The following is a 12406-nucleotide window of genomic DNA, read 5'->3' on the forward strand; positions in this document are numbered from 1 at the left end:
CCTGGTTTAACTTGTGGGAATGGAGGCCCCCACGGTAACCGAGATCGTCCCGGTCCCCATGACGGTCACTTTCTGATCCACCGAGTTCTGGCCCTGGCCGGAGACGTCGGAAATCTCATAGGTGCCGGCACTGAAAGAAATGGCGATATGGGCACCGGCATTGTCCGTATAGCCGATCTGGCGGTAATACTGCGTGATCCCTTCGGTCATCCCGACCAGGCCGCCGCCGATCGAGTTCAGCAGCTCCAGGTTACGGCCTGTGAATTCCATTTTCGGTTCGCGTTTGGTGATTGATCCGTCCGCTGCTGCCGTTGCTCCGGATCCCCGCCAGTGTTCGAACGTAATGCCGAAATCGGTCGTCGAGTCCTGGATATCGAACAGCGTCGTATCTTCGAACACGATCGGCCCCTGTTTGTAGAGCGTGTTGACTCCCGGGACGCCGGTCAGCGACTGATTCACGTTCACGATGAACGGGGCATTCGTCCCGACACGCAGCGGGATATAGGAGAGTTCCAGCGTCGCCGCTTCCTGGGAGTCCTGGCTGCTGTTGATCGTGCGGGGGATCAGCATCCCCTTGGTGCTGTTGAGCGTGACGTGTTCGGAACTGGTCGTAAATACGCCGCCGGACTGCCGTTTCTGGTACTGAATCTCTCCGGAAGTAGTGACAGCCAGACCGTTGGTCGGAGAGACGGATCCCAGGACGGTCCCGATATCGCCGGTTGTCAACCGAATTTCATTCTCGCGAGCGATCTCCGCGATCAGGGCCGGATCGACCGAACCGCCGGCCCGGGAGATCAATTGCTGAATGTTCGTCGAAAACCCCAGGCTGAGCATGTGATTGATGGTCAGACCGTCGAAGACGGCCGGGAAAATACCAAAGTTCTGCATGACGCCTAATGTCATTATCTGCCTCCAAATCGTTTTCTTTTGCGGACGCCTGGCTTGTTGGCCTGTTTGGCGTAGTCCCGGTGGATTTCTTCGTTCAGTTTTCGCTGCTCATCCGGAGCGATCGTTTCGATTTCGCTGATGATCTGCAGCACAGTTTTCTGACTGACGGACAGCTCGCGTTGTCCAGGCTGTGTCCGGAACCGGCCGGTACCGCCGCGGAAGGGGAGTCGCATCGTCAGCCGGCTGCGATGTTGTGTCGCTGTCACCTGGCGTTGCGTGGTGACCTGGCGTTGCGTCTGACCGCCGGTCAGACGGGGGGAGACCAGGGGAGGCAGGCCGAGTTGATCTTTCAAGTCCTGGTATTTTTTCCGTTTCGTGACATACGACCGCCGGGGAGCATAACCGTATTTCACCGACGCGAATGGCTCAAAGTGCCGCGGAATGTGGTTTCGGTGATGATAGACGGCTGCGTTCCGGTTCGCTTCGCGCAGAAACCGAGCATGGTCCCGCTGATACAAAGCGGGATCCCGGGGATAATCTACCGTTGCAGTGACCACCGGTCCGGCCATTTATGCCACCCATTCCAAAACAAACGCAGCGTGCATCATTTCCTCAGCTGCATGAGGACTGCTCAACAGAACAGGAGTACTCCACTTTTCCCAGCGCGTGACGTGCAGATAACAGAGGTTCGTATCCGGGTTCGGTGTATTTGCCAGGGCAAGCATTTCATTCAGGATCGCCCCCAGTTTGTTCCGGAAGTCCAGAATCTGGTTTTCCGGCTCAATCTCTCCATTTTCCGAAACATAATTTTCATTGACCGGAAAACAGAACGTCACCAGGAGTGAGCCTCCCTGATCCAGATTCCGATTCATGAACTGCTGATTCATGTCGTCGTCGTTGATGATGATTCCCGGAATCGGCCAGGCGTTGTCTTTTTCTCCCAGGTCGTAATACGGATAGTAAATCTTTTCCCTGGCCAATGAAGCCGACGCCACACCACACACGGACTGAAACGTATTGCAGGCGGCCAAAATGAGAGCGGCCTGCTCAAACGGAAGTGATAAAGGTCCTGTTGGTGTGACGTCTGGCATGAGGGGCTCCTAGTACCGTGCTCCTCGCCCGGTAAATTTTTCCTGCCCCGGTATCAACAGCATCACGGTCTGGACGTCAGCGTCCTTGCCTTTGAAGCCGTTAAACTGCCAGGTTTCACTGTTGATGCGGAATTTCCATTTCCGCTCAAATGCAGGGATTCCGGTAATCGTCCTTGGCAGGTCGACCAGAGCCGTCCTGGACTGCGTCTCGGAACTGCCTTCAACCCGGAGCGGTTCCGCTTCATCCTCCAGGAAGTCGCCTTTTACGGAGTACTCCGTCCCGGAGGGCGAAATACATACCACGTCCTGGGCGACTCCCGACGCATCGGATAACACCAGATTCGCGTTTGCTTCTGCGAGATCTTTGATTCCCACTTTTGAGGCCTCCTTTTTGTAGCCGAGATAGTCCGTCAGGGCCTGGAGCGGACTTCCGCTGCGTTCCCAGCATCCCGCCGGCCAGGTGAACTGGCTGCCGTTGCTGGCCATCACGGAAGGGAATCCATCGACCGAGACAATGAGCAATTTATGATTTTTGATCAGCCACTTTGCCCGCTCGCCGCGTGCCAGGATTTCATTCTTGAATCGCTCGCAAGGGGCACAATCCTTGGTCGTGAGAATGTAAAGCGTGGGCAGCTGTTTCGCTTTCGGCTGCTGTTTCTGGTCCGCCGCCGGTTTACTCGAGGTAACGGCAGGCGCTTCAAACTGGTCTGATTTCTGGTCCGCTTTGAGATTGGATCCGGCCAGGCAGATCAGGGCGATCGCCACGAGCAGAGCCGGTAAAACGAGATATTTAGACTTCATCGTGTTCCCCTCCGTGGGTAAATGATTGACAGGTAAAGTAAACAGGAGCCAGGCAGCATCCCTGCGCCGCCTGGCTGAGGTTGTTCTTGGAATCGCTCAGTGATTAACTGGCGGTACTGAACGTGACTTTGACAGTCTGGTGCCAGGCTCCGTAACCCATCGCCCGGGTTGTATCGACGGAGAACAACCATTCCTTCTCTTTGAAAGCGTGGTCGGATCCTGCGCCGAGAACATCCGGCTCCGGAGATACTTCCTCCTGGCGAATCAGTGCCTTGGCGGAACTGTCAGCCCGGAAGACACAGAACGAATCGGTGAACGTAATCCGGGAATTCGGCACGATTTCGATTTTGAACTGGGAATCCTTCAAGGGGTTGTCAGTCTGCCCACCGCCTGGCACTGCCAGGAAGTTAGAACTAACAGCTCGCTGAGCAACTGCCCAAAACTGGATCGGTACCATCACGATGAACGAGAGGGCCTCTTCATTCAGAGGTTCGTTGTGTTCATCCTTGAATGAATACAGCTGCTGAATCGCACTTAAGATCGCGTCAGCAAATTCGGCCGCGGTCGGATTGGTCGCAGCGACGATTGCCAGATTCGTGTAATCACTGGCAGTGATGATGTTTGTCTGTACTCCGCTGTCACCTACCTGGTGATCGGTCGCAAAGAAATTCGAATCATCGTAACAGGCTGCCGTGTGACCATTCACGATCAGACCAGACGCGAGCGTGTTCCAGTGAGTGGTACTGGCCGTAACCATCTCATTCAACCGCTTCTGAATCTGCCCGGTCTTGTCGCGACGGATATCCCGCACGGGAATTCCGACCGTCACGTCGTACTCTTCGTTGCGGATTTCGAATTCGTACTTACGGAGCTGCTTTACGTCTTTGCTTCCCTGGAAGATTTTCATCCGGGGGACGTGTCCCAGGCTGCGATACGTTTCGATTTCCTGATCGGAATCGACCATTTCTGAAATCATACCGATCCAGCTTTGATCTCTCGGCGTTTCCAGGGCTTCGTAGAACATCCCCAGGATACCGCGTTCACTCAGCTGACCGGTTCCACCTCTTGGCTGTATGGCCATAGTTTTCCTCCATGATTTGTTTTCTGAATCCGGATCCCTCCGGACACAGGAGTTTAAGTATCAGTCAGACGATCAAACGCGGAGCGTTGGAGCGAAGATAATTTTGATGTCCATTTCGCCGGCAGAGATGCCGCCGAAGTCAGATCCACCGGTGACCGTCACGCGCGGCGTAACAGCACCGGCCAGGTATCCCTGATTGGCCGCAACTGCTGCAGCAGCTGTACCGACTACGTCTGCAGTCAAACAGCTGTTGTCAGTCTTGGCAGAGAACCGGTCGATGTTCCCGGACTCACCTACCTGAACGGTCGCAGTCGTATCACCGCTGAATCCGGTTTTAACATCAGCCTGCCAGCCCAGGACAACAGATCCTTCAGGAAGGGGCGTCGACAGATCGGCGTAACCGGTCGTGTCAGTGTTGTCTGTGAAATCCGCCAGGACGACGGTTTCCGCCAGAACATTGAACTGGGGGTCGGTGTCGACCAGGACAATCGCCTTGCCGGATTCACGATAGTGCACGACCTCGCCGATTTTGAAACCGACTCGCAGCGAGTAGGTTCCTGAGTCCTGGACATAGACCGAGGCCCGGATTGCCGCATCCGTGATTGCGACGCCGGACAGGTTGAGCAGAATGTAATACTGACCGCGGAACACGGTTACAGAAACATCGCCGCTGGCTCCGTTGGAATTGTTCATCCCCTCCGGAGTGTGACCAATAAACCGGTCACCCAGCTGATAGGGCCGGGCGTATCCGGCCGTGGTCAAACCAACGGCCGATCCCTGGTAGATTCTGGTTGCGGCCAGAACCGGATAGGCAACTTTCTCGCCGACACTTTTGATAATCGGCGTGTCTTTTGATAATGCAGTCATGAGACTGTTTCCTATTTAAAAAATGTGTGATCTGTGAAAACGACGTCTGTCAGCCCAGTAAGGGATTACTTGAACTCGTGAGGACGTTTTTTGTAGTAGGCGAAAAATGCAGTTTTGTTACCGCTGAATTCCGACTGCAATTTATCGTCTTTGTTCCAGATCTTGGCCGCTTCGTTTTGCCACTCATCATCGCCAGTCTTGGCACCGCCTTCGCCACTTTCATCGTTGTCACTACCGAAGGTGACATTGAGATTTTCCGTTTTCTTTTTCAGATCTGCGTTCTCGGTTTCCAGCGTTTTGACTTTCGCGGAGACATCGTCGTAACGTTTGGCCTTTGCATCATTGACGCTCAGACCTGCCTTGTGGGACTCGATCGCGAAATCCAGATCTTCTGGGAACGCCGCTTTCATTTCGTCCAGGGCTTTGTCAGATTCGGCTTTCGCTTCCGCTTTTGCCTTGGCAGCTGCGGCTTCTTCCATCTGCTTGACCGCTTCCGGATTAGATTTCTTCATCTGCTCAGCAGACATACCCAGGGGAGTTTTCTCAACCAGGGTTTCCTGTTTGGTACCGCCGGCTGCCGGTTCAGTGTTCGATGATTCGGGCGTAGTAATTTTCGCCATCGTCCTCGTCTCCATAATTAAAGGGTTGAGAATTGTTCGGCCCCGTTAATTCGGCGACCAATTGTCTGAGAGTGCCGACGCGATCAGCCAGGCCTACCTCTACTGCTTCCTGGCCTGTGAATATCCGTGCGTCGGCCATATTGTTTAAAACGTTGTCGACGGACGTCCGTCGATTCTCAGCGACCACCTGCAGGAACGTTTGATAGATCCGATCTGATCTGTTCTGCAGAATCGCCTGGTGATCGGCGTTGAAGGGAACGGACGGATGAAAGGCCGCCTTGTACTTGCCGGACACGATCACTTTGGTCTCGATCCCGCGTTCCGCTTCGTACTTCGACCAGTCCGGACGTTCCTGGATCACACCGATCGATCCGGCGAGACCGTTCCGCGTCACAATGGTTTCATCAGCACAGGAGCCGATGTAGACCGCCGCGGAGGCCATCATTTCATTACAGACGGTCTTGATGGAGATCCGCTTACGGACCTCCTCAATGCGTTCCCAGGCTTCATCCAGGCCGGCGACGACGCCGCCCGGGGAATTAACGTCCTGGATAATGCAGTCGATGTCCCCTCGATCGGCCAGGGCCTCGATCTTGCTGGCGTATTCATCGGTCGATGTCGCTCCATACCAGCGCGTCATCCAGTTCGGATAACGGACCATGACACCGTGCAGAGGCACGATCGCGACGTTTTCAATGATCTGACAATCTGAGAGATCGATGGTTTCCTCGTGTTCGTCGGCATCATCGAAAAAAGCTCCCTCGGAGTTCTGCAGCGACTGCAGAAACTGCTGATACATCAGAGCCGTGTCATCGATCGCCGTCGGCAGAATCATCCACTCACCAGGAGGCATTGAAATGTCCAATCCCATTTATGCGGCCTCCTGCTTTTGTGTCTGACCGTTTGAAGAACTGGAACGCATGGGGTTGATCTTGTCACTGATCGGAATCGAACGCTCCACGAGCTGTTTCGTTTCGTTCTCGAGTTCCTGCTCGATGCGGTCCTGGCTGATGCCTCGCCGGCGGTTATAGTCGGTACGGGATCCGAACGCGTATTGGATCGCCAGGGCACAGGCCTGCGCGTCCTGGAGCGGATTCGGTGACGGCCAGCCAGGGAAGGCCCAGTTGTGAGCGTAGTGGAATGCTCCCATTTTGTATTTATCGTAATGTCCCTGGTCAATCCGATGATCCAACCAGAGCCGATAGATCAGGTACAGTTTGAAAGCAATCTGATCCTGGTTGATTTCAAACCGGCGTTGTGCCTGGTTGAGCAGCTGCCGGGAGCTCGCGAAGTTGACTTTGCTGAAATCCAGCAGGACCAGTTCCAGGGGGAGGCCCATCGGGATACCGACGTAACGGTTCAGGAGTACGATAAACGGTTCGAACGTGGTCCCAGGATGATTACTGGGAATCGAGTCGATTTTCTCACCGATTCGTAAATGATTGACTCCCAGCGGATCCCATTCTTCCAGTGCGATATCGTCATCGCCGTTACGTTCCTGGAACTGTTTCGTCATCCATTCCGAGGCACCGACTGGATTTTCCGTATAAACGACCATATTGTTTGAGGCTGCTTTCTTGGCCGCCAGGCGTTCGAAGAGCAGCAGATCGTCGATATCATCAATCTCCCGGATCAGGGGAGTACAGATCGGGAGGCCGCGGCCCTGAGTGTAGCGACGGGGGTTGTAGAACTGGACAACATTATCGGCCCTGATCGCCTTACCTTGATCTACAGGAACGTTGGGGCTTTTGGGGTTTTCATCCGCCACCCACAGATACTTTTTGATTCCGTTCTGTTTGGCGATCCCGTTTACGGTTTTCAATCCGCGGATTTGCACCTCTTTGGCACCGCGGGGATTGGTGACACGTTCCCCTTCAAAACCCATACAGGATCCGTTGCCCTGATACAGATACTGCATAAAGAAATCGCCGTCCCGCAGTTCGGAACGGTAAACGTTCCGCATGACTTCCCAACCGGAGAATTCACGACGGGCATCGAAGTCGAAGTGCATCCAGTTCCGGAAATCTTCCTGGATCCGCTTGTTGATATCATCGTCCGGAGTTTTGGGACGGAGCTCGAAGCCGTACGGGCCGAACACATTCTCAATCACGCGATCGACAATCGCCATCGCCAGGCCGTTATTGCGGTCCAGGTCCCGGGCCGTCTCGCGTAACTCCCAGAGTGACCAGCGGTCAATATGATCGTCGCCACTCCCTCCGGGCTTCTTGCCTGAACGGTCCCGGTTGAGTCGGGATTTCTGGGCCGCGTCGAAACTGGAGAGCATGGCACGGTCCTGGAGCCGTTGCAGTCCCTTTGATGGATTCCAGTACGAGACAACTCGATCAATCAGATTCAGTTTCACTTCCTGCCGTGGCACAATCAATCCCTCCGGAACGTGATGGAATTGCGACGGAAGTGACTGTAACTCGATCCGTTTACCTGCTGATTCAGCTCGCGTTCCTCTTTCTTCAGAGAATCCAGATAACTCTGATTCACGGCCGTCACGTTCTGTGAGCGGCCTTCAATGGCGATGGTCCGCTGTGCGACTTCCTGTATATGAAGTCGCAAGCGGGCCAGCCGTGCGGTGGGATCGTCGAGCGAAATGTAATCAGCGTATTGCCAGGTCGTTCCAGTCATGGCGTCGTACTCTGATAAGCGCCGCTCGTTTTTTGCAATAGCTTTTTGCACGTTTCAGAGCATAATTAATGTCCGTAGTTGATAACCTGTTTATCTGGCGTAGGTTTGGTTTTGCACGCACTGCACTCCAGATAGAGGATCAGCTTCTTTTCAACACGCTTTCGCGAGTACGAAATAAGGTTTCCCGGACATCCTTTGACCGAACAGGGATCTCCGCGCCGTGGCTTCCGCATAGTTTCCCGGACATTCTTTGCCGGCTTCTGGTCTGTCGGCTTTGGTTTGGGAGTCTGTTTCGTCGGTTCCGGATCCGGATTCTCTGCAGGAGGTTCGGCCGGGGGACCCTTTTCCTCAGTGCCCGCAGTCTGATCTTTTTCTGTTTCGCCATCACTGTTCTGTTCAAACCCTTCTCCTAAATTCTGATTTAGAAAGTCAGTCGCTGAAGGAGCTGGCGTTTTTTCTTCCGTCTTGGTTTGTGTTTTGTTCTGTTGGTTTCTTACCGATTTCTTCCGGGCCATTGTCGACCGCCTCCATGCAAAAGTGAGTTTTTGGGTTTCTTTTTCCGTCGAGGCTTCCGTACCTCTTCGTTAGACTTCGGCCGCTCTGGTAACGTAAACCATTCCTGGCCGTTGTTCGTGATGATCTGGGCCGCGGCCCAGTTGTAGCGAATCAGGTCTCGCTGGTCGTTGGGATTCCGTGTCCGGCGTTTCCAGCCCTTGGTATAGAAGCCGTCAGGTCCGTAATCGATCTCCGGATATTCATTCAGCAGTTCTTCCAGGAAGTCTTCATCGTCGGCCAGCTGATCCGCGATCGTGAATCGGTTGATCGCCTCCGGATTCATGCGACCATCCAGGATCCGCTGCAGCCAGAATTGCGATCGCATGGTATTAACCAGGACCAGGAGTACTTCTCCCCGCAGCAGCCGGCGTTCTTTGCTTTCCGACTGTTCTTTCCGTAACTGGTTGTCGATCTCGGATAGCGAGTAGTTTTTGGGCATATGCGTCGAAGCCCCCTTGAGCGGGAAACAGAAGGGACGATTCCGGCAGAAATTGTAGATGTCGTCAGTAGTATTACCGTCTCCGGAATCGATCAGATCGAACGGAACAAACAGATTCGGCCCTTTGTCCACATGGGGATAGTCCCGACGATTGAGAACTCCCCCCAGTTCCTGGAAGCCGAATGCGGTCCCCTTGTCGACCGTGGCACCGCGGCCGCCATCGCCCCAGGCACAGACTTGCCAGGGAAACTCAAAGCCGGCTGATTTGGCCTGAACATCGACGGCCCTGGTAATAAACCGAGACCAGGCAGGACAGATTCCAACGTGATCCAGATCGCTCCGGAGGATCCGGGCGAGCTCGCTGGGATCGGCTTCCTCGGGAGCGGGATCCCAGGGGAGGGCGAGCGTGGAATTATAGAAGTCGCGAATCTTGTCCTGGTCGTCACCACAGGCCAGCCATTCCGCTACGATCTGGTCCCAGCCGCTGATCAGCAGAGAATAGAGCGTTGAGAAAGGACCGAAGCAAATATAGGCCGATTGAACGGTCGGTTTTCCGTGGATCCGGCCTTTCCGATCAATGGTCTGACCTTCCGCCACCCACCGGCCGGCCCGCATCATCTCGGCCCGGTCTTCGTTCTGGATCGGCTTCCCGCAGTCCTCGCATAGATAGACGGCCGTTTCCGCTGCCAGGATTTCATCAGCGTCTGAATCTCCCTTGCCTTCCCAGGAGAGCTGTTCAAATATCAGCGTCTGATGATGCAGGCAGTGAGGGCAGGGGACGTAGTACTCGCGTCGCTGCGTCCGCTTGGCGTTCCGGAGTTTCCAGATTCGGGACGTCTCGATATGTCCCGGAGTCGATTCATAAATCGCTTTCGATTCGTAGGGATATCCTTTCGCCCGCTGTTTAAAGCTGTTCGCCGGCTGGGCCTCGCCGGAACTTTTCCGATGCGGCCATTTGTCCCACTCGTTTCCGAACAGGTAACAGGCCGGATAGCCGGCGACGGTACCAGGTGAGCCACCGTAGGCTTTCCGGATCCGGCAGCGATCGAAAGGAATTGTGTCAGACGGCCGCTTTCCCTCCGGAGGGACCAGGCCGGCCGTCGCAGCACAGTTCTCGATCATCGGATAAATCATCTCTTCGACGGTCCGATTGGTGGACGGTTCGTCGCAGGATCCGAACGCCATCGGCTTTGGTCTGTTGACGGCTGCGTGCATCATCAGACCGGTCATCGTTGTGGTCTTGGCGGATCTGGTTGCCCAGATCAGATAGATCTCCCGAATGTTATCGTCATCGAAAGCGCGGAACACTTCCCTGGTATGGGGGGCGAGTTTGTAGCTGCAGTATCCCTCGTACTCGGATCCCTCCGGAGTCTTGACATTATTCGGGATCCACTCCTCGGCGTAGACTTTTTCAGGAGGTGACCAGAGCGGTTTCACCCGATCCTTGATAGTCGCTGCGGCTATCATTTTTTCGGACCTCCCTCGACGGCTGCCAGACGTTGAAGAGTGTTCTCAATCACCATCGTCATTTCTTCAACGACCTTTTTCTGGCATTTCTTGCAGAGGTGACGTCGCATTTCTTTCGGGATGTTGAGCAGCTGGTCTCGGGCCTCGATCACCAGCTCAGCAGCAAACAACTCGTATTCATCCAGGGGAACCAGGTTGCCTTCAGCGATTTCTTTTTCGCGTTCCAGCTTGTCATTCTTCAGGAGCTGCTCGCGTAACCTGGCTTCCTTCAGCTGCTCATTAAGTTTGGTTGATTCTGATGATTCCGATTCACTGAGGAAGGCATCGACCCAGGGCTGACATAGCTCAACATCGAATACACATTGCCGGCCGGACTTTGTCGCCGGCAGACCATTCTGCATCCAAGTCTGGATTGTTTTAGTAGTCCGGCCCCAATAGTCAGCCGCTTCCTTCTGACCGAAAAGCATTTTTCCGGAGTCCGCCTTCTGCGGAGTTTTGCGTCTGGTCGTTTTTTTCGATCGAGTTGCAGGACGTTTGGGAGTGGCTTTTTTGGGCGATCGTTTTGATGCTTTTTTGCCCATAAAGAAGTGAATTTTTTTAATGAGAAGAAGAAGAAGTGAATAAAAAAATCAGTTTGAGACAAAAAAAATGCGATTGAAGCATCGCGCGCCGCCCCGGGGGGGCCTCCGGAGGACCCGAGAATTTTTCGGAAATCCCCTGGGGGCCGGCGGCCGTACCTCCTACCCAGGATCGTACTCGGCCGGGTTGATTTTGACCTGGTCAGTGCCTTTGTAGAAACGCAAACCGAGTTTAGCCAGGTGTTCTTCAGTCAGACGGTTTTCGTTGTACTTGTCGAGCAGCTTCGTGAAGTTGTACTTCGGCTTCAACTCGATCACTTCATACAGCAGACGCGCCTCTTTATCTTTGCCGAACAGACAAAGCGACTTCAACCAGGCAATGACAGTCTCGACCAATGGAGTTTTCAGCAGCCCATCGAGCAGGCTGAAACTTTCTTCAACGTCGACTCCTTTCCTGTAGCTGACTTTGTCCCGCTGCTTACTGAAGCTAATTGAACCGTGCGGGAACTTCTTTGTTTTCGTAGACCCGCTGATCATGTTCTTCTTGTTGGCTTTGCTATATTTCTTTGCCAACTCTTCGAGCTGCTCGATACGTTTCTGAATGGTCAGCTGCTCGGCGTCATCGGTATCGCCGAACGTTACAACCTTCAGTTGTTCTTGCTGCTCTTTGATCGCTTCGATCTGTTCATTGCTACGCGCATCAATCGACTTGTTTACAGCCTTGAGCCAGGACAGTTCGTACAACACCAGGTCCAGCTGGTCATCATCCTCGATCGAGGGATCAGCACCGAGAAACTCAGATGGTCGTTGTTTCGTGCTTAAGGTCTTTGTCATCCTGATCAGATCCTTTGAACATTTTAAAAGCGAAATACACCAATGCAGATAAACCGACTACGACAACGATCCAGGAGGACATGCCCATAGTTGAATCCTCTGTGACGTCATCAGTAGTCGGTTCAGAAATGTCCGGAAGCGAAACAACAGGTTCGAAATCCGGTTCTATGATCTCTGCGACCTTTGGATCAGGTGCAGTGGGGGGTGGGAGTGGATTGATCATCTCGATCCCGTCCAGGACATCATCAGTCAGCTCAGTAGCGACGGCCGGCACCGGAGTTTCCTCCAGGATGTCATCAACGCGTTCAGCTGCGTTGTGAGCCGCGGGACGGATCTTGTCAACCGGGCGCTCAGCTGGTACCTCGGGAGCAATAAACGGTTGATAGGTTTGCTTGTCCTGCTGACAGCCCGGCAGAGTGAGAGCCAGGACAATCATGGCAAAGATCCAAAACAGGAGAGCCACTAAATCGGTATGCTTGGAATCGTTGGGATCCGGGAAAATAGTGGTCATCTTCTATCTTTCTTGAGATCAACAAACGCCTCTGGAG

At 54.0% G+C, this 12406-nt stretch carries 14 protein-coding genes; all 14 read right to left on the bottom strand.

From position 1 onward, the window contains the following. Nucleotides 1-6: 6 nt before the first annotated feature. The 14 genes from Enr10x_RS10195 to Enr10x_RS10260 all read right to left on the bottom strand — a co-directional run bounded on the left by Enr10x_RS10195 (nucleotide 7) and on the right by Enr10x_RS10260 (nucleotide 12369). Nucleotides 7-903, bottom strand: coding sequence for a hypothetical protein (locus Enr10x_RS10195; RefSeq protein ID WP_145448966.1), 897 nt, complete (start codon nucleotides 901-903; stop codon nucleotides 7-9). Continuing rightward, nucleotides 903-1457, bottom strand: a complete 555-nt coding sequence (locus Enr10x_RS10200) for a hypothetical protein (protein WP_145448967.1) — start codon at nucleotides 1455-1457, stop codon at nucleotides 903-905. The genes Enr10x_RS10195 and Enr10x_RS10200 overlap by 1 nt, the downstream gene beginning before the upstream one ends. Beyond that, nucleotides 1458-1979: a hypothetical protein gene (locus Enr10x_RS10205; RefSeq protein WP_145448968.1), complete on the bottom strand. Its 522-nt coding sequence runs from the start codon at nucleotides 1977-1979 to the stop codon at nucleotides 1458-1460. It lies immediately after the preceding gene. Nucleotides 1980-1988: 9 nt separating this feature from the next. Continuing rightward, entirely contained in the window at nucleotides 1989-2780 is a 792-nt protein-coding gene (locus tag Enr10x_RS10210) for a hypothetical protein (RefSeq protein WP_145448969.1), read from the bottom strand. 103 nt (nucleotides 2781-2883) lie between these two features. Further along, entirely contained in the window at nucleotides 2884-3861 is a 978-nt protein-coding gene (locus Enr10x_RS10215; protein ID WP_145448970.1) for a Mu-like prophage major head subunit gpT family protein, read from the bottom strand. A 72-nt stretch (nucleotides 3862-3933) separates the two neighbouring features. Beyond that, a complete protein-coding gene (locus Enr10x_RS10220) occupies nucleotides 3934-4728 on the bottom strand; it encodes a hypothetical protein (RefSeq protein WP_145448971.1) in 795 nt (264 codons plus the stop codon). Nucleotides 4729-4793: 65 nt separating this feature from the next. Continuing rightward, nucleotides 4794-5348, bottom strand: coding sequence for a hypothetical protein (locus Enr10x_RS10225; RefSeq protein WP_145448972.1), 555 nt, complete (start codon nucleotides 5346-5348; stop codon nucleotides 4794-4796). Further along, complete coding sequence (locus tag Enr10x_RS10230; RefSeq protein WP_145448973.1) at nucleotides 5311-6219, bottom strand: S49 family peptidase; 909 nt, start codon at nucleotides 6217-6219, stop codon at nucleotides 5311-5313. Before Enr10x_RS10230 ends, Enr10x_RS10225 begins: the two co-directional genes overlap by 38 nt. Further along, nucleotides 6220-7725 carry a phage portal protein gene (locus tag Enr10x_RS10235; RefSeq protein ID WP_145448974.1) on the bottom strand — a complete coding sequence of 502 codons (1506 nt, stop codon included), beginning with the start codon at nucleotides 7723-7725 and terminating at the stop codon, nucleotides 6220-6222. Nucleotides 7726-7727: 2 nt separating this feature from the next. Beyond that, nucleotides 7728-7985 carry a hypothetical protein gene (locus tag Enr10x_RS10240; RefSeq protein WP_145440186.1) on the bottom strand — a complete coding sequence of 86 codons (258 nt, stop codon included), beginning with the start codon at nucleotides 7983-7985 and terminating at the stop codon, nucleotides 7728-7730. Nucleotides 7986-8478: 493 nt separating this feature from the next. Beyond that, nucleotides 8479-10446, bottom strand: coding sequence for a terminase gpA endonuclease subunit (locus tag Enr10x_RS10245; RefSeq protein ID WP_145448975.1), 1968 nt, complete (start codon nucleotides 10444-10446; stop codon nucleotides 8479-8481). Next, nucleotides 10443-11027 carry a terminase small subunit gene (locus tag Enr10x_RS10250; protein ID WP_145448976.1) on the bottom strand — a complete coding sequence of 195 codons (585 nt, stop codon included), beginning with the start codon at nucleotides 11025-11027 and terminating at the stop codon, nucleotides 10443-10445. The genes Enr10x_RS10245 and Enr10x_RS10250 overlap by 4 nt, the downstream gene beginning before the upstream one ends. 159 nt (nucleotides 11028-11186) lie before the next feature. After that, a complete protein-coding gene (locus Enr10x_RS10255) occupies nucleotides 11187-11858 on the bottom strand; it encodes a host-nuclease inhibitor Gam family protein (protein WP_145448977.1) in 672 nt (223 codons plus the stop codon). Beyond that, nucleotides 11821-12369 carry a hypothetical protein gene (locus tag Enr10x_RS10260; protein ID WP_145448978.1) on the bottom strand — a complete coding sequence of 183 codons (549 nt, stop codon included), beginning with the start codon at nucleotides 12367-12369 and terminating at the stop codon, nucleotides 11821-11823. The genes Enr10x_RS10255 and Enr10x_RS10260 overlap by 38 nt, the downstream gene beginning before the upstream one ends. Nucleotides 12370-12406 lie beyond the last annotated feature (37 nt).

This window comes from Gimesia panareensis, assembly GCF_007748155.1.
GTDB lineage: Bacteria > Planctomycetota > Planctomycetia > Planctomycetales > Planctomycetaceae > Gimesia > Gimesia panareensis.

Bases quoted from the DNA above. Each gene is read 5' to 3' on its own strand.
- Enr10x_RS10195 (WP_145448966.1), bottom strand. From the start codon at position 903: ATGACATTAGGCGTCATGCAGAACTTTGGTATTTTCCCGGCCGTCTTC.
- Enr10x_RS10200 (WP_145448967.1), bottom strand. From the start codon at position 1,457: ATGGCCGGACCGGTGGTCACTGCAACGGTAGATTATCCCCGGGATCCC.
- Enr10x_RS10205 (WP_145448968.1), bottom strand. From the start codon at position 1,979: ATGCCAGACGTCACACCAACAGGACCTTTATCACTTCCGTTTGAGCAG.
- Enr10x_RS10210 (WP_145448969.1), bottom strand. From the start codon at position 2,780: ATGAAGTCTAAATATCTCGTTTTACCGGCTCTGCTCGTGGCGATCGCC.
- Enr10x_RS10215 (WP_145448970.1), bottom strand. From the start codon at position 3,861: ATGGCCATACAGCCAAGAGGTGGAACCGGTCAGCTGAGTGAACGCGGT.
- Enr10x_RS10220 (WP_145448971.1), bottom strand. From the start codon at position 4,728: ATGACTGCATTATCAAAAGACACGCCGATTATCAAAAGTGTCGGCGAG.
- Enr10x_RS10225 (WP_145448972.1), bottom strand. From the start codon at position 5,348: ATGGCGAAAATTACTACGCCCGAATCATCGAACACTGAACCGGCAGCC.
- Enr10x_RS10230 (WP_145448973.1), bottom strand. From the start codon at position 6,219: ATGGGATTGGACATTTCAATGCCTCCTGGTGAGTGGATGATTCTGCCG.
- Enr10x_RS10240 (WP_145440186.1), bottom strand. From the start codon at position 7,985: ATGACTGGAACGACCTGGCAATACGCTGATTACATTTCGCTCGACGAT.
- Enr10x_RS10245 (WP_145448975.1), bottom strand. From the start codon at position 10,446: ATGATAGCCGCAGCGACTATCAAGGATCGGGTGAAACCGCTCTGGTCA.
- Enr10x_RS10250 (WP_145448976.1), bottom strand. From the start codon at position 11,027: ATGGGCAAAAAAGCATCAAAACGATCGCCCAAAAAAGCCACTCCCAAA.
- Enr10x_RS10255 (WP_145448977.1), bottom strand. From the start codon at position 11,858: ATGACAAAGACCTTAAGCACGAAACAACGACCATCTGAGTTTCTCGGT.
- Enr10x_RS10260 (WP_145448978.1), bottom strand. From the start codon at position 12,369: ATGACCACTATTTTCCCGGATCCCAACGATTCCAAGCATACCGATTTA.